This is a genomic window from Bacillus sp. BPN334 (assembly GCF_008368885.1).
Classification (GTDB): domain Bacteria; phylum Bacillota; class Bacilli; order Bacillales; family Bacillaceae_G; genus Bacillus_A; species Bacillus_A wiedmannii.
Genome location: NZ_QOZW01000005.1, coordinates 373,432 through 394,981, shown reverse-complemented (window position 1 = coordinate 394,981; position 21,550 = coordinate 373,432). Strand labels below are relative to the sequence as shown.

Here is a 21,550-nt window from a genome sequence, read left to right as displayed (position 1 = left end):
TAAAAGGCTAGATAGGGATAGATAAAATCTAGCTTACTGATTAAAAATATATTAGTCGTTAAAAGATATAAAAGGCATTTTTCAGTCTATAAAGTGTGGAACCATAAAGTATAGAGTTTCTGCGAGATTTAAGGAGGAAATAATGAAGAAAAATATTTATGTTGTTGGAGCAGTAATTGTTCAAGATGAGAAAATTTTATGTGCACAAAGAGGACCATCTAAATCGCTACCTCTTATGTGGGAATTTCCAGGTGGGAAAATAGAAGAGGGGGAAACACCTCAAGAGGCGTTAAAGCGTGAAATTGATGAAGAAATGCATTGTAGCGTGCAGATTGGTGAGCAAATTGATTATACAGCCTATGAGTATGATTTTGGTATTGTTCATTTGAAAACTTTTTATTGTAAGCTTGTTGAAGGAAGTCCGGTTTTAACTGAGCATGTAGCAATTAAATGGTTATATCCAAATGAACTAGCAGCTTTAGAGTGGGCACCTGCGGATATCCCAACTATTGAGAAGTTATCAAAAGAATCGCTTGTAAAGTAATTTGATAAAAAACTATCCGGTTTATGCGGATGGTTTTTTATATTGTAATTGCACTTTAAATCAGTGAGTAATACAATTAATATAAAAAATTGTCATAAATGGTGATCATATGGAGAATTTTATTCAAAAATTAGAGGGGTCTTTATATAAAGGGTTTATTGATCAAAAACATAGTCATCCCGGAATATATAAGCCTAAATTATTAGTAAACAATACGAAAAAAAATGAAAATGTTTTAAGCTCATTGTTGGAGGAGCTAGAAAATAGTACATCCTTTATTTTCTCAGTAGCTTTTATTACGGAAAGTGGACTGGCGACTTTAAAATCGCATTTCCTTGATCTTAAACAAAGAGGGGTTAAAGGACGTATATTAACATCTACATTCTTAAATTTTAATACACCAAAAGTGTTTAGAGAGTTAATGAAACTTGAAAATGTAGAAGTGAGATTAACAAATTTATCTGGTTTTCATTCAAAGGGATACATATTTGATAACAAAACACATTGTTCATTAATTGTCGGTAGTTCAAATCTGACTGCGCATGCTTTGAAGGTAAATTATGAATGGAATGTTAAGTTAACATCGCATGAAGATGGAGAGATAGTACAGCATTTTAAAAATCAATTTGAAGAAGTCTGGGAACATTCTCAAGTATTAACTGAAGAGTTGATAGTGAATTATGAAACAATATATGAGCAAGTTGCAGAAAATAAGTTACTAGATCGAGTTATAGAATTACCTGGTCAATATCATAATTCAATTGAAGAAGCGTTGAAAATTACTCCAAATAAAATGCAACAAGCTGCGTTAAAAGAAATACAAGCTATTCGAGACGCTGGAAAAGAAAAAGGATTAGTTATTTCTGCAACAGGAACGGGAAAGACATATCTTTCAGCATTTGATGTCAGAAATTTTGCACCTAAACGGATGCTATTTATTGTTCATCGAGAGCAAATATTAAATAAAGCGAAATCAGATTTTCAAAAAGTTCTTGGTGGAGCAGATGAGGATTTTGGAATTTTATCAGGATCAAATAAGCAAATGAATGCTAAATATTTATTTGCGACGATCCAAACCATTTCAAAAGAGGAAACTTTGCATCAATTTGATCCTGGGGTATTCGATTATATTTTAATAGATGAAGTTCATAAAGCAGGTGCTAGTTCTTATCATAGAGTTATTCATTATTTTAAACCAAAATTTTTAATGGGAATGACCGCTACACCTGAACGTACAGATAATTTTAATATTTATGAGCTATTTGATTATAATATTGCTTATGAAATTCGTTTGCAAGAAGCACTTGAAGAAGATATGCTTTGTCCTTTCCATTATTTTGGAGTAACTGATTTTGAATATAATGGTGAAAAGATAGATGACACTGTAGTTTTATCTAAACTTGTTACAGAAGAACGAGTAGATCATATAGTTGAAAAAGTAAAATACTATGGTTTTTCTGGTGAAAAGATAACCGGATTAATGTTTTGCAGCCGAAAAGATGAGGCTGAACAATTATCACATGCTTTAAATAATAAAGGTTTTCGCACATTTGCATTAAATAGCGATCATTCCCAACAGGAAAGAGAACTGCGTGTGAACCAATTAGAAAATGGAATACTTGATTATATTTTAACAGTAGATATTTTTAATGAAGGAATTGATATTCCAAGTGTGAACCAAGTTGTTATGTTGAGACAAACTCAATCAAGTATTATTTTTATACAGCAACTGGGGCGTGGACTTCGAAAACACGATTCGAAAGATTTTGTTACGATCATTGATTTTATTGGTAATTATAAAAACAACTATTTAATTCCGATTGCCCTTTCAGGAGATAGATCACAAAATAAAGATAATATACGCAGATATACAAATGACACGAGTTATATTAAAGGTATTTCAACAGTTAACTTTGAAGAGATAGCGAAAAAACAAATCTTTAAAGCGATTAATAATAGTAATTTAACAGCAATGAAAGTATTGAAGGAAGCTTTTGCTGAGTTGAAAAATAGAATAGGGAGAATTCCATATCTATATGACTTTATAGTAAACCATTCTATTGATCCAGTTGTACTTGTGGAAGGGTATTCGAACTATTATCAGTTCCTATTGAAAATGAAAGAAGATGTCCCTGCATTAACAGAGTACGAAAATAAAGTTTTAACGATGTTTTCATTGGAAGTATTGAACGGAAAACGTAAAAACGAAATTGTTTTATTAGAATTGTTACTAAAGCAAGAAAAAGTTGATAAAGATGAGTATATAAAACAACTTGAAAAATTTAATTGCTTAGCAGATGATGATACGATTACGTCTGTGCAGCGGGTTTTTGAGTTATCTTTTTTCACACAGAATAACCAGAAAAAATATGGTGAAAAGCCAATTCTCGTATTGCAAGAAGATAATACGTACATGTTTAATGATCTAATCCGAGAAAGTTTAGAAAAGAATGAATACTTCAAGTATATGGTAATGGACATCATTAAAAGTGCGAAAGAAAAGAACAAAAACTATGAGTGTGATAGTAACCTTACTATATATAAAAAATACTCAAGAAAAGATGCATGTAAACTTTTAAATTGGCACATTGATGAGACTTCAACTATGTATGGCTATAAAACCAAATACTCTACTTGCCCAATATTTGTCACATATCATAAAAACGATGAGGTAGAATCCAGTGTGAACTACGGTGATGAATTCCTTAATCAAGATGTTCTTAAATGGTATACAAGAAGTAATAGAACATTAAAGTCAAAGGAAGTTCAAACAATTATTGATGCTAAAGAAAATAATATTGATGTCCATATTTTTGTGAAAAAAGATGATGACGAGGGAAGCGACTTTTACTATTTAGGAAAAGCGAGACCTGATAAAGCAAGTGTAGAACAAACTGAAATGCAAGATAAAAGTGGAAAAAAACTACCGGTTGTTACGATGAATATGATTATGGAGAAACCAGTTGATAATAAGCTCTATGATTATATAAAGGATGGTAATGTTTTGTAGGTAGATTTGATTTTTAATACCTTTATGCCCCTAAAATGATTAAAGGGATAGTAGTATTAGTAGATAAGATAAGGCTGTATCAAAATGACATCGTAGTATGTTTTTGATACAGCCTTATTTATTGGATTAAAATGTATTGTTTAAGTAGCTATCGCATGCAAACAGAAAGAAAAGCACTAAATCTTATATGGTATAATTAGAGAATTAAAACCCTGATCCTGGAGGAATTTAAATGCCAATCTACAACAAATTAGTAAGAAATCGCATACCAGAAATTATCGAGAATAACGGGAAAACATTTACAACTAGAATACTAGATGAAAAAGAATATATAGAAGAAGTGAGCAAGAAAACACAAGAGGAGTTAGCTGAGTATTTAGAAGCCGAAAGTAAAGAGCATAAAGTAGAGGAATTAGCGGATCTGTTAGAGCTAGTGAATGCATTAGCTCAATATGAAGGTGTGACGTTAGAAGATGTGGAGAAAGTGCGTAAACAAAAAGCAGAAAAACGCGGTGGTTTTCAGGAGAGAATTTTTTTAGTTGAGGTACATGATGACTAATGTTCAGCTTGTTACGAATAATTTAATCCATAAGTTAGAGCGATATATGGATGATGCAAAATCGATTTACATTTTAACTTCGTTTGTTATGAAATCGGGGGTAAATGTGTTAGCCCCTCTCTTGAGGGGAGCAGCAGAAAAAAATGTGGATATTAAGATTTGTACAGGAGATTATTTGTATATTACACAGCCAGATGCTTTAGAGAAATTGTATCAAATTCATCCTGACATTGAGATTCGATTATGGAAGAGTGCGGGGAAATCATTTCATCCGAAGGCTTATTTATTTGAGCGTGAGAGCGATGGGGTTATGATTGTTGGTTCTTCTAATATGTCTCGTTCTGCATTAACAAGTGGTGTGGAGTGGAGTTTGCTTGTAAAAGAGAGTGTTGGAGAGGAAGCTTTTTCAGAGGCAATTGATCAATTTTTACATATTCATATGAATGAAGCAACTCAGTCTATTAATGTAGAAACAATTAAACAATATCGTAAAGAGTACGAAGGATTTCATACAACTCATTCGAATTTGATCCGAACTTGGACAAAGCAAGAAGAGATTGAAATGATGATGCCGTCTGGACAAGAGGATTATTCTGCGAGTTCAGGAGTAGAAGTTGAATTAGAGGAATCTGCTGTATATGAAACTAAGATTGCGCCACGCTTTGCACAAATCCCTGCGTTAGAACAATTAGAGAATGTACTGGAAGAAGGATACAACAAAGCGATGGTTGTTATGGCGACAGGGCTTGGCAAAACGTATTTAGCGGCTTTCTTTACGGGACGTTTTAAACGAGTTCTATTTATTGCACATTTAGAAGAAATATTAAATCAGGCAGAAAGGTCTTTTCTGCGTGTAATCGATAATAAGACTACAGGAATTTATAATGGAAAGAAAAAAGAGGGCGAGAAGGATGTTGTTTTTGCATCTATTCAAACGTTGAGTAGAAAGCGCCATTTAGAAAACTTCTCTCCTAATGATTTTGACCTTATTATTGTAGACGAGCTCCACCATGCGGCAGCAAATAGTTATCAAAGAGTACTAGATTATTTTAAACCTAATTTTTTATTGGGAATAACGGCAACACCAGATCGTAATGACTTTCGAGATATTTATTCAATTTGTGATGGGAATGTTGCATACCGTATTGATTTTATGGAGGCGATTCAACGTGGGTGGTTATCTCCGTTTCGTTATTATGGAGTACATGATGAGACTGATTATTCGCAAATACGTTGGATAGGTAATAAGTATGATCGTGAGGAACTTGCACAAGTTCAGTTAAGAGAGGAACTAGCCTTAAACATTTTAGAGGCTTGGAAGAAATATAAGAAAACGAGAACTATTGTCTTCTGTTCAAGTATTAGGCAAGCAGTCTTTTTATCTACATACTTTAATGAGAATGGATATAATACAATCTCGCTTCATTCGGAAACAAAAGATATTTCGAGAGAAGATGCAATTAAACGGCTGGATAGTAATGAGCTAGATGCTATTTTCACAGTAGATTTATTTAATGAAGGTGTTGATATTCCATCTGTTGATACACTTTTATTTGTGCGTCCGACAGAATCATTAACGATTTTTACACAGCAAATTGGTCGTGGATTACGATTACATGAACAAAAAGAGTCCTGCGTTGTAATAGATTTAATTGCTAATTACCGAAATGCAGATATAAAAATGCAAATGCTTCGAGTTGATGATGGAAAGACAAGAGGAAACGGCACACAAAACATATTGCCAGCTGGATGTACAGTAGAGTTTGAATTGGAAGCAAAGCAGTTATTAGATGAATTGATGAAAAAGAAAATGCCGAGAAAAGAAAAACTGCAGCATAGCTATCAAACTGTAAAAATGGATCTTGGACGTAGACCGACATATTTAGAACTACATAAGCTTGGTACAGAAGAAAGTAAAGAATATCGCCAAGAGTTTAAATCATATGTCGGCTTTTTAGCATGGAATGATGAACTAACAGCACAGGAAAAAGCAGTATTTTTACATTATGAAGCGTGGTTACAAGAAGTTGAAAAGACAGGAATGGCAAAAAGCTATAAAATGCTGTTACTGTTAGCGATGTTACAACGCGGGAAAGAGAGCTGGTACCATCCTATTTCACCAGGAGAAGTTGCACCATTCTTCCATCAGTTTTTAATGGAAAAAGAATACCGTAAGCGAATTGATTTTAGTGATAAGCAGGCACAGCGTATGTGGGATTATGATGAAGAAAAAGTTAGTAAATTAATTACTACAATGCCAATGACAAAGTGGAGCGATAGTTCGAAAGGTTTACTATCATTTGATGAAAACTCATTTTCTCTAAATATGGATATTCGAAAAGCAGACGAAGAACTTTTATTTGAATGGACGAAAGAGATATGTGAGTATCGTCTTCATACATATTTTGAAAGAAGGACAGCAACGTTGAAGTAGGCGTTGCTGTTTTATTAACTGATAAAATCTAAATAATATGGATGGCACTGTTTTTTCGAAAAAACAGAATAGATTACAGTATTGAGTAGAATTTTAAGATTTCTTATTGATGTTCACTAGTATTGTATGTTCTTGATGCTTTTTAATAGAAGTGGAAAATATTTTTTTGGGAGGGGTGGATGAAGGAGGAGGTAATCCAATTTTATTAGAAATTATTTTTATTTTTCTTTGTAAATCTTTCTTTTGTACGGGAGTAAGGTGATTAACAAAGTTATGACAGCAACTATCTATTACTTTATCGAATAGACGGAGAACTTTATCAAATACATATTGATGTACTGAGAGAGTGTATTGTTGTTTTAATGATCTTGTAAAAACAATATCTTTCAGTCTTTCGTTATTTAAACTTTCATCGCCGATCATATCGTTAATACAGTCTCTTTGAAAATTCTTTGAGGATTTATTAAATTCATCTAACTTGGTAAGTGTTTTTATACTTTCTACATTGTTAGCATTTATTTTGCGTTTAATATAAATATCAGCTACGTATTCTTTATTTTCAGGATGTATATTTGTTAAATGATGGATCTCAGTTAACCCATGTATTCCAGCTCTAGATTGCTCTGCTCTACTTTTCCAATGAGTGTTAACATCTTTTCCGTTAATGTATTTTCTTACAGTCTTTTTTTGTATGTTACATTGCTTAGCAATACCTTCTTCTGTATAACCATTATCAAGTAGAAAACTAATCATTCGTTCTACCTCATAACCTGTTTTTTTCTTGGATTTTAATTCAACACGGAGACGTTTTAGAACCCTAGAGTCTTTTGAGGTGAGTTGTTCCACTTTGCATGTTACGAATGGAACATTTAAATGTTTTAAAGCCCAAAAACGACGATAACCCTCGACCAGTATAAAACAATTTGGATTTTTTTCTTCTACAATAAGTGGTTCTATTAATCCATTTTGTTTAATGCTTGTAGCAAGACTAAAATCCTCTAAATTCTTTCGGAATGCATCTTCTAGTTTAATATATTCTAAAGAGATATTTTTAAATTTCAAAATAAACCACCCACTTATTTTAGGTTGTTATTAATGGATATTCAAAAGGTAATTTGTACGATTACTTAACTTATAAATTTATTGTTGCAGGTAGTACAAAGAGAGCGAATAAGTTTAAGATACTAAAAAGAAGAACGAAGCACCTTCCAAAACAGAACTCTCCTAATCAAACTAGCCCCTCATAAGCCCCTTACAAGCCCCTACCAAGTAATAAATCACTAAGAAAAAACACAACAAAACAAAAACACCAACAAACACCGTAGTAGGAGTCGAAAAAAATTTTGAAATAACACGCCAAAAACCCGGCCCTCCTTCCTATATATAGTACAAAGAGGAAATTTTCATTTTTGAATGAGAATGGGAGGAATTGGGATGGCGGTGTATCGTACTGTGCAGGTGAATTTTTGGCAGGATGATTTTGTTTTGGATTTGACGCCGGAGGAGCGGTATTTTTATGTGTATTTGTTGACTTGTTCGAAGACGACGCAGTGCGGGATTTTTCCTTTTCCGAAGCGGTTAGCTGAGATGGAGACTGGTTATAATCGGGAGACTGTTGATAAGCTTGTGCAGCGCTTTGTTGATTATGGGAAGATTCTTTATGATGCGGATACGCGGGAGTTATTCGTTTTAAATTGGCTTCGTTATAATCCTGTGACGAATACGAATGTGGAGAAGTGTGTGCTTCGTGAGCTTAAGGGTGTGAAGAATAAGGAGTTTGTACATATGTTTCTTCAGAAGTGCGTAGAGGAGGAGCTGAATGTTCCGATGCTTTTAGCGCATTTCAGTATGCCTGGTGATTTGGCTGTGGATGATGTAGAGCCGGTTTGTGAGAAGGCAGAGGAAGAAGAGGTTATAGAGGAAGAATCGGGAAGTCGCGTGTTTTCTTTTTATGAGCAACATTTTGGTAGTTTGTCTCCGCATACTGTGGAGGAATTGAGTGCGTGGATGGAAGATTTGTCAGAGGAGCTTGTGCTGAAGGCTCTTCAAATTGCGTTTGAGAATAATAAGCGGACGGTTGCTTATGTGAAGGGGATTTTGAGGGGCAGGCACGGGAAAGGATTTACGAAAGTATGTGAGGTTGAGGCGGATACGGCGAGCTTTAGGAAGAAGGATTCGTCTGTTAGTACGGGGGAGACAGAGGAGTTTTTGGCGAGGTGTGAGGAGTGGGAGAAGAATGCGCCGTCTGAGGAAGAGTTGCAGCGCTTTTTAGCGGAGCGCGGGTGGCGTCCATGAGTATTCAAAATGTGGAGGCGGAAAAGACGGTGTTAGGTTCTCTATTACTTGATGGAGAGCTTATTAAGGAGTGCCGTTTGACGGAGCAGTATTTTTCTCTGTCAGTGCATAAGTCTATATTTCAGTTAATGCGAAAAATGGAAGAAGAGGGGCAACCGATTGATCTTGTGACGTTCATTTCTAGGGTGGATCCGAAGTTTTTAGAGGGGATCGGGGGAATGGAGTATTTTATAGGGTTAATGGATGGTGTGCCTACAACTGCCAACTTCTCTTATTATGAGGGGCTTGTTCGAGGTGCCTGGAAAATGTATCAGGCGGGTGTTCTCGGGCACAAGATGGGGGAGCGTCTTATTGCGGAGAAGAATGAGAAAATTATTGGTGAGACGATTACGGCACTTTGTGAGTTAGAGGAAAAGGACTGTGTATGTGAGTTTGATTTGAAGGATGCGTTAGTTGGTTTGTATGAAGAGCTTCATCAAGATACGAAAGAGAATACTGGTATTGAGACTGGTTATATATCGTTAAATAAGATGACGTGCGGATTGCAGGAAGGTGATTTTGTTGTCCTTGGTGCGCGTCCTTCTATGGGGAAGACTGCGTTTGCGCTAAATGTAGGACTGCATGCGGCGAAGTCTGGAGCGGTGGTTGGATTGTTTTCATTAGAGATGAGTAGTAAGCAACTGCTGAAAAGGATGGCGTCTTGCGTGGGCGAAGTGTCAGGAAGTAGGTTGAAAAATCCGAAGCATCGTTTTGCATTAGAGGACTGGGAAAAGGTGAGCAAGGCGTTTGCGGAGATTGGGGAATTACCATTTGAAATTTACGATAACGCAGGCATTTCGGTGCAAGATATTTGGATGCAAACTCGTAAGTTAAAGAGGAAGCATGGGGATAAAAAGCTTTTAGTTATTGTAGATTACTTGCAGCTTATTACGGGCGATCCGAAGCATAAGGGCAATCGATTTCAAGAGATTAGTGAAATTTCTCGTAAGCTTAAGGTATTAGCACGTGAATTAAATGTTTGTGTAGTAGCGTTGTCGCAATTATCTCGTTCCGTAGAAGCACGGCAAGATAAGCGTCCACTTTTATCTGATTTAAGAGAGACAGGACAAATTGAGCAAGATGCGGATGTCATTATGCTTATGTATCGTGCAGATTATTATGATAAGGAAACAATGCAAAAAGAGATGACGGAGATTCATGTGGCGAAGCACCGGAATGGGCCTGTGGGGAGTTTTAAATTGAGATTCTTGAAGGAGTTTGGGCGGTTTGTGGAGGGGAAATAGTTAAAAGACTTGAGCATCACTTTGTAAATAAAATAAAGCATAAGTGTTCCATTTCATTCACTTATGCTTTATTTTTTGATCCTTTGAATATGTTTCTTATTTCCCCATAAAGAAGGATTTTCTCTCTGTAGTAATCCATTGTTCCAAATCGTCTTGGCTAAGTCGGACAAGTCGGTTCACTAACACATCATGCCACACATAATCCTCTAATAGGTATATATGAACCGGATCATCTGTATAAAAGGCAACATTACGCTCTTCAAGTGATGGTCCATAAATCATCTCTTTAGAATCTATGGATAAAATAAACCAATGTTCTGTAGACAGAGTTTCTGTATAGGGTGTGATACGATGGGCTTCTAAATTTTTAATTGGATTTTCAACATGTAGGGTAATACCTTGTATTGTAACTTTATCAGCTACCGCAGATAGTTCCTCTTTTAATGCTTCATACATCTCATCCCACATTGAAATGACAATACGTTGTTCTGCTTTTTTTATTAATGTCTGACAATAGCTAATGATTGTTTTATTGTCTTTTAAAGTAATCACTCGATTATCCGCTTTTTCCTCGGAAGTTTCTAGTTTTTTTAATGAGTCACTGATTCCTTCATACGTAGACTGCCATTCTGATTGAGCCTTTTGTAAAAAGATTTCAACAGGTAGAGGTGAATAGCGAGTGGTGTCATTTATTTCTTCCTTCATGACAATTCCTTTTTCTACAAGGTTACCTAAAATCTCATAAATTCGTGCTCTTGGGATACCTGAATCCTTACTCACTTGGTAGGCTGTGACAGGCCCTTGTTTAACAAGAGATACATAAGATTTAGCTTCATATTCATTAAAACCCATTTTTTTAAGCTGTTGCACTATGTAGTCCACTTTTTTCGTCCTCCGATGTTTGCTTTTATATTTCAACGTTACAATAACTGTTTACATTTAGCAAATTATTAGTTACTATTCTGATAGTGACTAAACGGGAGGTTAATAGTATGGAGTTTTCTTTAGACCCATCAGTATTAATTATTTTGATTGCTTTTGGATTTTTAGCTGCATTTATTGATTCAGTTGTAGGAGGTGGTGGACTGATCGCCTTACCCGCTTTATTATTTACAGGACTGAATCCAGCAAGTGCAGTAGCAACGAATAAACTAGCGTCTACAATGGGGTGTGCAACTAGTAATATTGTGTTTTATCGTTCTGGTAATCTTGATTTGAAATCGGCGTTTAAATTAGTTCCACTAACTTTCATAGGTTCCATAATAGGGGCATGGACCGTTCATTTAATGAACCCAGAAGTACTGAAGCCATTGATGCTGATCATGCTTGGTGCGGTGGCTATTTATACGATATTCAAAAAGGATTGGGGTAGTATTTCCACTCATAAGAAATTGTCTGGTCGACACGTCATTATTTTTACTTTTTTTGTTTTTGTTATTGGTTTTTATGATGGATTTCTAGGTCCTGGAACAGGTTCGTTTTTAATGTTTTCTCTTTTATTTATCGGGTATGATTTTTTAAAAGCAGCAGGTAATGCGAAGCTTCTTAATTTAGGAAGTAATGTTGGGGCATTGTTGATGTTTATGTATGTAGGGCAAGTAAACTATGCGTATGGTTTTATAATGGGGATTGCTCAAATTGCTGGAGGGATTGTTGGCTCCAAATTTGCTATAAAAAAAGGTAGCGGGTATGTTCGTGCTCTTTTCATTACAGTAACTTGTTTATTGTTAGCGAAAAATCTGTATGACTATGTGCAGTAAGTAATGTAGAAAAGGTTAGCTATGCAGGCTACATAAATATAATAATTCTTTGTAACATATTTTAGATGCTACCTTATTCAAAGATAGCATCTAAAAAAATTAAGGTAAGAGGATGAAAATAATACAAACGAATATTTTCGGGGTATGTTTATGTACTTTAGCGAAATAACTATTCCATATTCTTCTTATAATTAACCCGCAACAACCCCTTAAAATCCACCTCAGCAATCAATACACTCACTAATATAAGCGTCGCCCCTAAATATCCTTTTCCAGTGAGCGTTTCACCTGTGAAAACGAAAGCGAAGCCTGCGGAAAAGACAGGTTCTAATGAGAAGATAAGTCCTGTATGTGTAGGCGTCGTGTATTGCTGGGCGATTACTTGCACGATGAATGCGACTGCGGTGCAAAATATGCTTAAGGCTAGGATGATGAGCCATGAGTTGGTTGTGCTAGGCAGTTTTGGCGTTTCGATAATGAATGAAAAAATAAGACTAAATAGGCCGACGAAACCGAGTTGTATGACTCCAAGTGCAATGGAGTTCACATGTTTTGTTACGCTACCAGTAATGATGACGTGAATCGCATAAAATAAGGCAGACAATATGCAAAATATATCGCCATTACCGATCTTGAATTCGCTAGTTAATGTTAATAAGCCGATTCCTATTATCGTTAAAATGATTCCTATTATAACTTTCTTTTCCGGAATGTGTTTTAAAAATATAGCTGATAATATCGGAATGAAAATGACTGTGAGACATAGTAAGAAACCAGCGTTAGAAACACTCGTATACTTTGTGCCGAATGTCGCGAAAATGTAAACGATAAATAAAACAGAAGCGAGTATAAATGCATATTTTACCGTTTTAAAATCGAATTTGAATAAATGTTTGTAAAATATTAAACCTGATAAAAGAAAGGCGATAATAAATCGTAATGCGATTAAATTGTATTCTTCGATGCCTTCAAGTCCAACTTTTGTAAGTAAGATGGATGCACCCCAAAAGAATGTAACTAGTAGTAGCCCTAAATCCGCTTTTAATTGTAGTTTCATTTCTATTCCCTCGTTATGTATAAAATTTATAATCCCATACCCCTATCCCCATTTTTAATTTTAATATTAATTCTGAATATTTGTAACTTAAATTTATCGACGTTTTATTTCATTGATGAAGCCTTTTCATCCACTTTTGAAGAAAATCGGTATGTAGTATGTACAAAAAACGCCTATTTCATATAGGCGTTTTTTTGATGGTGAAGTTATTCCTCTTCAAACTGAAAAATATCCCTGTTAATAAGTTGGTGGAGATACCTATCCATTTCATCAGCAGAAACGCTTCTTTCATTTTTAAACCACCATGCGCTTAATGAGGTGATTGCCCCGGAATAAAATTCAATGATTAAATCATTTGGCATTGTATGGTTTTTGCAAAGTTGATGTAACGCTTCTATTTCTTGTTTTCTCGTTTCGTGACTTAAATACTGTGTCCGGCTAATAAATTGTTCATCAGACATTTGCGTCTCTAATATTTTACCGATTTCTTCATGGTGTAGAAATTGTTCCATTACTTGAAATGGTTTGCTTAATCGATCTGAAACCGGTATTCCCGCAATCATCTTGCTGTATCGTTTAAATCCAAAGGCTAATAAAGCATCTTTATCTTCAAAGTGTTTATAAAAGGTTGTTCGGTGTACCATCGCGCGGTCACATATTTGATTAATCGTGATGGTACTATATTTCTGTTTTGATTGCGTCATTAATTCAAATAAGGAATCCCACAATAATTTATGTGTACGTCTAATACGTAAATCAAGTTGTTTTTCACTATCGTTCATCTACAATTCTCCTTTTTTGTAGATTAAATATACAATGGCTGAAAATTGATTCTCCCTTTTTAATCTACATATGTATATTATATTACATGTGTTCGGGTTTATTTAAAGCTTTTTAAGTAAGAAATAGGAGGAGAATTTGCATATGAATATGACAACTAAGAGCCCTGTAAGTGGCAAAGTTGATACTTCTAATATGAAACATACCCCGATTTTAATTGCATTACTTTTAGGGGCAATGGTTGCATTATTAAACGAAACGTTACTTGGTAATGCGTTAACCGTATTAATGAAAGAATTTGGCGTAACGGCTTCAACGATTCAATGGCTGTCTACAGCTTACATGTTAGTAGTTGGTGTTTTAGTCCCGATTACAGCGTTACTTCAGCAATGGATCACAACGAGACAAATGTTTTTGATCGCTATGGTAACGTTTTTAGTCGGTACATTAATTGCGGGATTTGCACCGACATTTTCCGTTTTATTAATCGGCCGTATCGTCCAAGCTGTAGCGACGGGGTTAATTTCACCGTTATTAATGAATACGATTTTACTTATTTGTCCGCCTGAAAAACGTGGTGCCACAATGGGATTAATCGCACTTGTCATGATGGCAGCTCCAGCAATTGGTCCTACATTATCTGGAGTAATCGTAGACTCACTCAATTGGCGCTGGTTATTCTATATTGTTATTCCTATCGTGATCATTTCCATTATGATTGGAATGAAGTACATTCAAAATGTTTCAGAGTTAACAAGACCAAAAGTAGATTATCCATCTATCGTTTTATCGACATTAGGATTTGGCGGACTTGTGTATAGCTTTAGTGCATCGGGTGATTTAGGATGGTCTGATGCGAAAGTGTATGGCACTTTACTTGTTGGGCTTATCTCATTATGTATGTTTGTCGTTCGACAATTGAAAATTGAGAATCCAATTTTAGAATTACGAGCATTTAAAGTTCCGATGTTTACAATATCAGTTGGATTGATCGTCATTGTGATGATGTCGTTATTTTCAACGATGACTTTATTACCGATGTTCCTGCAAACAGTTTTACTCGTTACAGCTTTTAAATCAGGAATCATCATGCTTCCAGGAAGTATTATTAGCGCCATAATGGGACCAATCGCAGGTAAACTATTTGATAAATTTAGTCCGAAAGTTATTATCGTTCCCGGCATTGTGTTAGTAGGAATTGCAATGTTCTTATTTAAAGGCATTACTCCTGATACATCAATGGTACAAATTATTGTCATGCATAGCGTATTAATGGTTGGACTCATGTTTGTCATGACAGTACAAACATACGGTTTAAATCAATTAACACCAGATTTATATCCGCACGGAACGGCAATGTTTAATACGTTACAACAAGTAGCTGGCGCAATTGGAACGGCTATCTTTATTTCAAAAATGTCTTCAGGAACAACTCAGTATATGGAAAGTTCCGCAAATCCAATGGACCCAGTGGAGAAGTTAAACGGTTTAACTTCAGGGTTCCAAGGTGCATTTACACTAGGGTTAATCTTTATCATTGTTGCGTTTATCGTATCGTTGTTTTTAAAAGAAGAGAAAAAGGGAGTAAAGGCAGCGAGGGTTTTACAGAACGAGAATTAAGGTTTATATAAAAAAGACATCTTTAAGAGATAAAGATGTCTTTTTACATTTCTTTTGTAACATCATACCTTAGCAACTGTCCCTGATCATAAAACCTCTCAAAAATAAGCCCCATTACATAAAAGAATACTAGCCCGAAACCAATATGAATGAGTGTAAAAGTAGCTCCAAATGAAGAAAATTCATACACGAGAATTGGCAATTTCGCAGTTGTCCAAACGCCTAAGAAAAATACGATGTACCGAATGCTTGCACCTTTCTTTAGGAGTAGTGCTGCAATTGGGAAGGCAACGTAGAGAGGACCCGCTGCAATGCCGCCTAATAATAAAGAAAATAGGATTCCGTATATACCGGATTTTTCGTCCATATATTTCATGAGCGTTTCTTTCTTCACCCACTGATCAAGTAATCCTACAAATAGTAGGACAGGGGGGAGGAGAAACAACATATCTAAAATGCTATTCCCTGTTAATTGTAATGCGCGCCATCCTAAAGATTGATTTATAAAAGTTAATACAATGAGCCCCAGTAGTAAGATGAAAAAGAAGCGATATTTTTTTAGTTCCTTCATACCATCACCACCCAAATGATATAGGAGAATAGGAGAGACATGAGCAGAGCAGATGCATTACGTGCGTAAGCAAAGCTTCGTCCGAATATTTTTTGTTCCATCGGTAATGTTGTAAGCCCTACTGACATGAGTGTAGACATAAGTGCTGCAACTTGAGGAAGGCCTGCGCCGTGTTGAATTAATGTATTACCGAGAGGAAATACGACGAAGCTTGGAATAAGTGCAACGGAGCCGAGTATCGCTGAATAAACAATGCCGATAAATCCGGACTGTTCTCCAATGATGGAAGAGATGAAAGACGGCGTTAATATAGAAAGCGATAAGCCAACGAAAAGCATGATGGAAAGCATGGCGGGTAGAAGATTGCGAAACATTTTCCATGACTTCATTAGAGCAGCTTTCGTTTTCGTGCGGTCCTTCATAAAAGAAATCCCCGTAAGAATAATGGCTAAAGTGTAAAGGATTACGCCGTTAATCATGATCAGATTCCTTTAAGTCTTTATATTTATCTATGAAAAAGGATAAGTTCTTCATTTTTTCTTCAATATCCATTTGGAAATCTGCCAATTGTCCTTTTCCAACAGGCGTAATTTTGTACATCTTTCTCGGTTTGTCTTGATGATCTGTACTTACATAAGATTCGATTGCACCTTCGTTCTCTAATTTTTTTAGCGTGCGATATAAAATGGCGCTATCGATTGGATTGACGGGAAGTTCTTCTTCGCACTTTTGCAGTAATTGCCCGCCATAGTTATCTCCTTCTGCCAAAAATAACAAAAGAAATGCACCTGTATGTCTTCCTGTATGTTTCATGGATATACCTCCTTGAATGAATTAGTATTTATACTGTTAATGACAGTATACTGTTGTTAACAGTATATGGTGCATGAGGTGTTATGTCAATTTTAAAATGTGCGAATTTCGAGGGGGGAATTACAAGGATACTATTTTTTAACTATTACCGTTGATAAACTACCAATGAGAAGGGGTTGTACATCCAAAAACAAAAAAAAGACACTCTCAAGAGTGCCTCTTATTAGCAGCCGAATCCGCCGCCCCAACAGCTAGCTCCTACGATGATTAATAAGATAAAGAGTACAACAAGTAAAGCGAATCCGCCACCGAAACCGCAGCCTCCACCACAACTACCGCCATATCCCATATTAACTCCTCCTTCCATAAAGACCATTTAATTAATGGATTTAATTTACTTTATGTTTTTACGGATAAACTTGAGCAGGTCCTTTTGAAAAATAAAAGATACTTAGATTTTATAAGAATTGACGACCTTATTTTTGTCACGGGTATTATGCTGATGACATATTGTATTTTATTCTGTGTATTGGGGGAAGGAGGATCTTTATGGCCAATTCTGAAATGATTTTACGATTACTTACGGATTTAAAGATTGAACAGCAAGCTTTAAAAGAGCAGTTGGAAAAAATACAAACAGCTGTGACTACTCTTGAAGAAAAATCAGCGATTGTGGAAGAGAAACCAACGACTATTGAAGAAAAACCAGCTGTTGCTGCTGCAAAGCAAAGAGCTCATTCTGGACACCCGACATCTTTTCGTGCTTGGAGAGCATCTGCTCAAAAGAATTCATAAAAATATAAGAAAAGAAGACATCGATTACGATGTCTTCTTTTGCTTGTACAATCCAAATGAGTTAAGAAGGTATATCCATATTGCTTTAAAAATAAGAAGAAAATAACGATTGTCGACTCCTTTTTTAGTATAGCATGTAATAATAAAGATTTTTTATGTAATGTTGCATATATATAGATTATATGATGTTAATCTTGTATATTGTAGTTGTCTGTTATTTGTTTTAATTCATTTACTTATATTATTTTTTGAGCGCCCCATTGATGGGGCCTTTTTTTTATAATTGTTTTAAGGGGGAAACCCCTGAAGCATTATGAGGGGTTTCATGACTAGGAAAAAGATTATTGGTGCTTAATGAGGTGAAGACCCGGATGTTGTATCTGAATTTCTTCTAAATGGATTACTATTAATTTTTAAGCTGTTCCCCATAAATGATAAACCATGCCGATAACAAAAAATGCTAGTCCTACAAACAAAACGGTTAAAGCAAGCATTCCATTTTTATTATGTTCCATAAAGTTAGCTCCTCTTTGAGTTATATACAAAAAGCCTTTAGTCGTAATTATGGCTAAAGGTTTTGCTCTTCATACTTTGTAGTTTATAAAAAAGTTGCACTTCTGTATTAATTTGGAATATGATTGTTTAAAGAGTAGGTGATGAGTACATGCAGGAAAGAAAGCAATTCCCGCTTATATCTGGAAATCTCTCATTAGATTTAGTGAATACAGAGTTAGTTAGGCGTGGACAACGTTATGATTTATTAATAACAGATGAAGATGTATTAGAATGGCTACATGTAATAAAGGTTAATCTTCCTTTCTGGAATGAAAAAACACTTATAGGAATTCAAAAGCGAATGAATCAAGTTACATCTAGCATACTGGAGCTAAGAGAATTACTGAGAAAACAGTTTGAGGCAATTGCCGATCAGCACGAAATCTCTGATGATTTTATTACGTATTTAGAAAAACAAATTGAGAAGGCACCATTTACATATAAAGTTATTGAACAGAGTTTAGTACCTATTCCAGTTGGAGAAATTGAGGATGTACTTGTATCGTTAATTGCATTTGATGCTTTAACGTTAATAGTAGAAAATGAGCTTATTTCTCTTAAAAGGTGTTCAAACCCTGACTGTGTTTTATTATTTATAGATAAAAGTGGAAAGCGAAAATGGTGTTCTATGAAAATATGTGGGAACCGAAAAAAGGTAGCAAAATTTCAGGTTCGAAAATCTGAAGAAGTTTAGGGAATCAACTTATAACAGTTGATTCTTTTTTTCTGCGTCTTTAAACTAACCTCTAAAATCAATGTTGACCGGTTAGTTTGTTCGGGATATAATTATTGGTAAATAAAGGAGGAGAATGATGAGTAATATAACAGCAGCTAAGCAGAAAGAGGATCAACCAATAAGTGTACGATATTTTGCAAAAATGAAAGGGAAAGGAAGAAGTCCATTACAAGTAAATATAAAGGACTCTTTAACGGGATTATTAGGAGGATTTTTAACGATTCTCACCTTAACATATTTAACGAGTATAACTTCTACAGAATTATTAATGGCTCCATTTGGAGCGAGTTGTGTATTAGCGTTTGGAGTTTGGAATGCACCGCTATCTCAGCCGCGTAATATTATTGGAGGACATTTGATTTCAACTTTCATTGGTCTATCAATATATCATTTGTTTGGAAATGAATATTGGACAATTGCTTTAGCAGTTGGGATGTCGATTGCTATTATGATGTTAACAAGAACAACGCATCCTCCGGCAGGGGCTGATCCCATTGTCGTTATTTTAGGAGCATACAGTTGGAGTTATTTAGTAACACCGGTTTTAGTTGGTTCCCTTGTTATTGTAGTTATTGCTTTATTTATTAATAATATGAGTAGTAAAAGGAGCTATCCAACTTTTTGGATATAATTTATAAGGTGAAAAACCATTTGAGTAAGTATCCCATTTTTACTATGTTTTCATTTCTCATACTTTTTTAGTTTACAAAGAAAAGACACCCATATAAGGGTGTCTTTTCCAATAGTTTTTTAGCAGAAGCAAGAAGCTCCAACGATGATTAATAAAATAAACAATACAACTAATAGTGCAAATCCTCCAGAAAAACCGCAGCTTCCACCGCAACTACCACCAAATCCCATAATAGTTCCTCCTTTAATAAGAGGGGAAAACAAAGGGTCACTCGTGTTTTTTAACGGATTCCATTTACTTTATGTTTTGAAGTATAAACATGAGCAGGTCCTTTTGAAAATAAAAAAGACACCTTGAGGTGCCTTTTGTCCAATGTAATTTCATTAATATTCGTTAGCATAAAACTCTTTTATTAGTTTTATTTCATTTGTATTCGGGTCAAACTTAAATATTTTAATTTGATTAGATTCGTCTTTATAGGCAAATGTATTATCGCCAACTGGGGTCATATTGCTCGTGTTTACGATAGGATCACTACCTTGATCAGTGATTTCCACAGTTTTCTCACGATCCCAAAACGCAATGACAATGATCAAGATAATAAGGCATATACGTATGTTACGTAGTTCTCTCGATACAGTATTCTCCATTCGATAGTCTCCTTTGTTGTTTAATAGATTTTGTTAATAAAAGAGATAATTCTTATGAAAATAAATAAAAAAGACACTGTAAAGTGTCTTTTTTATTTGAGTTATGCGCATTGCTTAATAAGACGCTAGTTCCTCAGTTTGAATATGAGTAACTATGTAGGGTAATTTTATTATAACATTTTAACCATTACTGGGTCTATATGGAATTTTATTAATGATTATGTTTGATTATTCAGGATGGTAAATATGGTAAAATACGTAAGTTATCTACGGTAATTGTAAAATATAATGATGTATATATCTAGTCTTGTAATGAATGCAAGCAACAGCTGATCGATTGTTAGTATTTTTCTTTGTAAAAAAATATTCAATAATTTATTATTGCAACCGCTTACTCTTTGTGTATAATAAAGGTAAGTTAATAAGTAAAAGGATTGTTACTGTTCGGCAGGCAAAACCTAAATTGATCTAGAGGCTACGGGTGTAGTGTGGCTTTTGGAATCAGTTTAGGTTTTTTTATTACCTTTTGTGACTTTAAGAAGAAGAAGGCGGAACAATATGAGAATCCATAAAATCTTAAATAACAATGTTGTTTGTACGATGAAGGATAATGAGACAGAAGTTGTACTGATGGGCAGAGGTTTGGGATTTCAGAAAAAAGTTGGCGATGCTATTGATGAATCTAAGATAGAAAAGACCTTTGTGCTAGAGACAAAAGAATTATCAGAGAAACTTGCTAGGTTGCTAACTGAAATTCCTGTCGAAAATTTAGAGATTACAGAGAGAATTATTCAGTTTGCTAAGACAGCTTTGCCGGGGACTTTAAGTGATTATATTTATCTTACATTAACGGATCACTTAAGTTTTGCCTTAACGCGGCATAAAGAAGGAATGGATCTCAAAAATACTTTGCTTTGGGAGATTAAGAGATTTTATCAGAAAGAGTTTGAAATTGGTCTACAAGCTTTGAACATAATTGAAGAAGAGACTGGGCTTACACTTTCTGAAGATGAAGCAGGGTCAATTGCACTACATTTCGTGAATGCGCAGCAAGGAGAGCCGGCGATGCAACAAACGATAGCGATGACGAAAATCGTCCAAGATATTTTAAATGTTGTAAAGTACCACTATAAGATGAACTTAGATGAAAGTTCATTTAATTATAGTCGGTTTGTAACGCATTTACGGTATTTTGCGCAGCGTTTAATGCAGAAGGAATTGAACTCGGCCGATGATGATTTTTTATACGAGCAAGTGAAAAGTAAGTATGAAGAGGCATATTGTTGTACAGAAAAAATTGAAGCATACTTACGAAAAGCACATAATAGTCATCTTTCAAAAGATGAAAAAGTGTATGTAACGTTGCACATTCATCGTGTAACGAAACGCAATGAATTATGTAATTGAATAAACGGGATTGTTACTGTTTGGCAGGCAAAACCTAAATTGACTTGTAA

22 protein-coding genes are annotated in these 21,550 nt (G+C 35.0%); 12 read left to right on the top strand and 10 right to left on the bottom strand.

Annotated elements, in window-relative coordinates:
* Nucleotides 1-142: 142 nt before the first annotated feature.
* The 4 genes from DN393_RS06325 (at nt 143) to DN393_RS06310 (ending at nt 6,547) form a co-directional block, all read left to right on the top strand.
* On the top strand, nt 143-544 hold the full coding sequence (locus tag DN393_RS06325) for a (deoxy)nucleoside triphosphate pyrophosphohydrolase (protein WP_000739609.1): 402 nt from the start codon (nt 143-145) through the stop codon (nt 542-544).
* 109 nt (nt 545-653) lie between these two features.
* Nucleotides 654-3,554 (top strand): DEAD/DEAH box helicase, encoded by a 2,901-nt coding sequence (locus DN393_RS06320; RefSeq protein ID WP_088047917.1) that lies wholly within the window; start codon nt 654-656, stop codon nt 3,552-3,554.
* Between the two features lie 232 nt (nt 3,555-3,786).
* Nucleotides 3,787-4,113: a nucleoside triphosphate pyrophosphohydrolase gene (locus DN393_RS06315; RefSeq protein ID WP_088047916.1), complete on the top strand. Its 327-nt coding sequence runs from the start codon at nt 3,787-3,789 to the stop codon at nt 4,111-4,113.
* Nucleotides 4,106-6,547 (top strand): DEAD/DEAH box helicase family protein, encoded by a 2,442-nt coding sequence (locus DN393_RS06310; RefSeq protein ID WP_098111572.1) that lies wholly within the window; start codon nt 4,106-4,108, stop codon nt 6,545-6,547. The genes DN393_RS06315 and DN393_RS06310 overlap by 8 nt, the downstream gene beginning before the upstream one ends.
* Before the next feature lie 93 nt (nt 6,548-6,640).
* Here DN393_RS06310 and DN393_RS06305 read toward each other — a convergent pair whose 3' ends face one another.
* Nucleotides 6,641-7,609, bottom strand: a complete 969-nt coding sequence (locus DN393_RS06305; protein ID WP_088047914.1) for a ParB/RepB/Spo0J family partition protein — start codon at nt 7,607-7,609, stop codon at nt 6,641-6,643.
* A gap of 372 nt (nt 7,610-7,981) precedes the next feature.
* Here DN393_RS06305 and DN393_RS06300 point away from each other — a divergent pair, with 372 nt between their 5' ends.
* Both DN393_RS06300 and dnaB read left to right on the top strand, forming a co-directional pair.
* Nucleotides 7,982-8,842 (top strand): DnaD domain-containing protein, encoded by an 861-nt coding sequence (locus tag DN393_RS06300; protein ID WP_098111571.1) that lies wholly within the window; start codon nt 7,982-7,984, stop codon nt 8,840-8,842.
* Nucleotides 8,839-10,125 carry a replicative DNA helicase gene (gene dnaB, locus DN393_RS06295; protein ID WP_098111570.1) on the top strand — a complete coding sequence of 429 codons (1,287 nt, stop codon included), beginning with the start codon at nt 8,839-8,841 and terminating at the stop codon, nt 10,123-10,125. The genes DN393_RS06300 and dnaB overlap by 4 nt, the downstream gene beginning before the upstream one ends.
* Nucleotides 10,126-10,221: 96 nt before the next feature.
* Here dnaB and DN393_RS06290 read toward each other — a convergent pair whose 3' ends face one another.
* Nucleotides 10,222-11,007: a TrmB family transcriptional regulator gene (locus tag DN393_RS06290; RefSeq protein ID WP_098111569.1), complete on the bottom strand. Its 786-nt coding sequence runs from the start codon at nt 11,005-11,007 to the stop codon at nt 10,222-10,224.
* A gap of 110 nt (nt 11,008-11,117) precedes the next feature.
* Between DN393_RS06290 and DN393_RS06285 the strand changes: the two genes are divergently transcribed.
* Nucleotides 11,118-11,885, top strand: a complete 768-nt coding sequence (locus tag DN393_RS06285; RefSeq protein WP_149173373.1) for a TSUP family transporter — start codon at nt 11,118-11,120, stop codon at nt 11,883-11,885.
* A 169-nt stretch (nt 11,886-12,054) separates the two neighbouring features.
* Here DN393_RS06285 and DN393_RS06280 read toward each other — a convergent pair whose 3' ends face one another.
* Together DN393_RS06280 and DN393_RS06275 are read right to left on the bottom strand one after the other, a co-directional pair.
* The gene (locus DN393_RS06280) at nt 12,055-12,942 is read right to left on the bottom strand and encodes a DMT family transporter (protein WP_149173372.1); all 888 of its coding nucleotides are present in this window, start codon (nt 12,940-12,942) and stop codon (nt 12,055-12,057) included.
* A 206-nt stretch (nt 12,943-13,148) separates the two neighbouring features.
* Nucleotides 13,149-13,724, bottom strand: a complete 576-nt coding sequence (locus DN393_RS06275; protein WP_098111566.1) for a TetR/AcrR family transcriptional regulator — start codon at nt 13,722-13,724, stop codon at nt 13,149-13,151.
* A 142-nt stretch (nt 13,725-13,866) separates the two neighbouring features.
* On the opposite strand from DN393_RS06275, the gene DN393_RS06270 reads away from it, so the two are divergent.
* Nucleotides 13,867-15,342: an MDR family MFS transporter gene (locus tag DN393_RS06270; RefSeq protein ID WP_098111565.1), complete on the top strand. Its 1,476-nt coding sequence runs from the start codon at nt 13,867-13,869 to the stop codon at nt 15,340-15,342.
* Between the two features lie 43 nt (nt 15,343-15,385).
* Here the strand turns inward: DN393_RS06270 and DN393_RS06265 are convergent, their stop codons facing one another.
* The 4 genes from DN393_RS06265 to DN393_RS06250 all read right to left on the bottom strand — a co-directional run bounded on the left by DN393_RS06265 (nt 15,386) and on the right by DN393_RS06250 (nt 17,075).
* Nucleotides 15,386-15,913, bottom strand: coding sequence for a permease (locus tag DN393_RS06265; protein WP_149173371.1), 528 nt, complete (start codon nt 15,911-15,913; stop codon nt 15,386-15,388).
* Nucleotides 15,910-16,392, bottom strand: coding sequence for a hypothetical protein (locus tag DN393_RS06260; RefSeq protein WP_000607003.1), 483 nt, complete (start codon nt 16,390-16,392; stop codon nt 15,910-15,912). The genes DN393_RS06265 and DN393_RS06260 overlap by 4 nt, the downstream gene beginning before the upstream one ends.
* Nucleotides 16,385-16,726: a PadR family transcriptional regulator gene (locus DN393_RS06255; RefSeq protein ID WP_098111564.1), complete on the bottom strand. Its 342-nt coding sequence runs from the start codon at nt 16,724-16,726 to the stop codon at nt 16,385-16,387. The genes DN393_RS06260 and DN393_RS06255 overlap by 8 nt, the downstream gene beginning before the upstream one ends.
* A 223-nt stretch (nt 16,727-16,949) precedes the next feature.
* Entirely contained in the window at nt 16,950-17,075 is a 126-nt protein-coding gene (locus tag DN393_RS06250; RefSeq protein ID WP_000540377.1) for a YjcZ family sporulation protein, read from the bottom strand.
* A gap of 200 nt (nt 17,076-17,275) precedes the next feature.
* Here DN393_RS06250 and DN393_RS06245 point away from each other — a divergent pair, with 200 nt between their 5' ends.
* The 3 genes from DN393_RS06245 (at nt 17,276) to DN393_RS06235 (ending at nt 19,443) form a co-directional block, all read left to right on the top strand.
* Nucleotides 17,276-17,521, top strand: a complete 246-nt coding sequence (locus tag DN393_RS06245; protein ID WP_000013675.1) for a hypothetical protein — start codon at nt 17,276-17,278, stop codon at nt 17,519-17,521.
* 664 nt (nt 17,522-18,185) lie between these two features.
* A complete protein-coding gene (locus DN393_RS06240) occupies nt 18,186-18,770 on the top strand; it encodes a CGNR zinc finger domain-containing protein (protein ID WP_064473765.1) in 585 nt (194 codons plus the stop codon).
* Between the two features lie 118 nt (nt 18,771-18,888).
* Nucleotides 18,889-19,443: an HPP family protein gene (locus DN393_RS06235; protein WP_000065737.1), complete on the top strand. Its 555-nt coding sequence runs from the start codon at nt 18,889-18,891 to the stop codon at nt 19,441-19,443.
* Nucleotides 19,444-19,562: 119 nt separating this feature from the next.
* On the opposite strand, the gene DN393_RS06230 is transcribed toward DN393_RS06235, so the two are convergent.
* Nucleotides 19,563-19,673 (bottom strand): YjcZ family sporulation protein, encoded by a 111-nt coding sequence (locus DN393_RS06230; protein WP_000505686.1) that lies wholly within the window; start codon nt 19,671-19,673, stop codon nt 19,563-19,565.
* Nucleotides 19,674-19,826: 153 nt separating this feature from the next.
* On the bottom strand, nt 19,827-20,093 hold the full coding sequence (locus DN393_RS06225) for a YmzC family protein (RefSeq protein WP_064473767.1): 267 nt from the start codon (nt 20,091-20,093) through the stop codon (nt 19,827-19,829).
* Nucleotides 20,094-20,651: 558 nt separating this feature from the next.
* Here DN393_RS06225 and licT point away from each other — a divergent pair.
* A complete protein-coding gene (gene licT / locus DN393_RS06220; protein ID WP_064473768.1) occupies nt 20,652-21,500 on the top strand; it encodes a BglG family transcription antiterminator LicT in 849 nt (282 codons plus the stop codon).
* Nucleotides 21,501-21,550: the final 50 nt, after the last annotated feature.

Excerpts from the sequence above, each read along its gene's own strand:
- DN393_RS06315 (WP_088047916.1), top strand. The coding sequence starts at position 3,787 with ATGCCAATCTACAACAAATTAGTAAGAAATCGCATACCAGAAATTATC.
- DN393_RS06260 (WP_000607003.1), bottom strand. The coding sequence starts at position 16,392 with ATGATTAACGGCGTAATCCTTTACACTTTAGCCATTATTCTTACGGGG.
- DN393_RS06285 (WP_149173373.1), top strand. The coding sequence starts at position 11,118 with ATGGAGTTTTCTTTAGACCCATCAGTATTAATTATTTTGATTGCTTTT.
- DN393_RS06280 (WP_149173372.1), bottom strand. The coding sequence starts at position 12,942 with ATGAAACTACAATTAAAAGCGGATTTAGGGCTACTACTAGTTACATTC.
- DN393_RS06275 (WP_098111566.1), bottom strand. The coding sequence starts at position 13,724 with ATGAACGATAGTGAAAAACAACTTGATTTACGTATTAGACGTACACAT.
- DN393_RS06230 (WP_000505686.1), bottom strand. The coding sequence starts at position 19,673 with ATGGGATTTGGTGGTAGTTGCGGTGGAAGCTGCGGTTTTTCTGGAGGA.
- DN393_RS06320 (WP_088047917.1), top strand. The coding sequence starts at position 654 with ATGGAGAATTTTATTCAAAAATTAGAGGGGTCTTTATATAAAGGGTTT.
- DN393_RS06240 (WP_064473765.1), top strand. The coding sequence starts at position 18,186 with ATGCAGGAAAGAAAGCAATTCCCGCTTATATCTGGAAATCTCTCATTA.
- DN393_RS06325 (WP_000739609.1), top strand. The coding sequence starts at position 143 with ATGAAGAAAAATATTTATGTTGTTGGAGCAGTAATTGTTCAAGATGAG.
- DN393_RS06310 (WP_098111572.1), top strand. The coding sequence starts at position 4,106 with ATGACTAATGTTCAGCTTGTTACGAATAATTTAATCCATAAGTTAGAG.
- DN393_RS06250 (WP_000540377.1), bottom strand. The coding sequence starts at position 17,075 with ATGGGATATGGCGGTAGTTGTGGTGGAGGCTGCGGTTTCGGTGGCGGA.
- DN393_RS06265 (WP_149173371.1), bottom strand. The coding sequence starts at position 15,913 with ATGAAGGAACTAAAAAAATATCGCTTCTTTTTCATCTTACTACTGGGG.
- licT (WP_064473768.1), top strand. The coding sequence starts at position 20,652 with ATGAGAATCCATAAAATCTTAAATAACAATGTTGTTTGTACGATGAAG.
- DN393_RS06300 (WP_098111571.1), top strand. The coding sequence starts at position 7,982 with ATGGCGGTGTATCGTACTGTGCAGGTGAATTTTTGGCAGGATGATTTT.
- DN393_RS06235 (WP_000065737.1), top strand. The coding sequence starts at position 18,889 with ATGAGTAATATAACAGCAGCTAAGCAGAAAGAGGATCAACCAATAAGT.
- dnaB (WP_098111570.1), top strand. The coding sequence starts at position 8,839 with ATGAGTATTCAAAATGTGGAGGCGGAAAAGACGGTGTTAGGTTCTCTA.
- DN393_RS06245 (WP_000013675.1), top strand. The coding sequence starts at position 17,276 with ATGGCCAATTCTGAAATGATTTTACGATTACTTACGGATTTAAAGATT.
- DN393_RS06270 (WP_098111565.1), top strand. The coding sequence starts at position 13,867 with ATGAATATGACAACTAAGAGCCCTGTAAGTGGCAAAGTTGATACTTCT.
- DN393_RS06255 (WP_098111564.1), bottom strand. The coding sequence starts at position 16,726 with ATGAAACATACAGGAAGACATACAGGTGCATTTCTTTTGTTATTTTTG.
- DN393_RS06225 (WP_064473767.1), bottom strand. The coding sequence starts at position 20,093 with ATGGAGAATACTGTATCGAGAGAACTACGTAACATACGTATATGCCTT.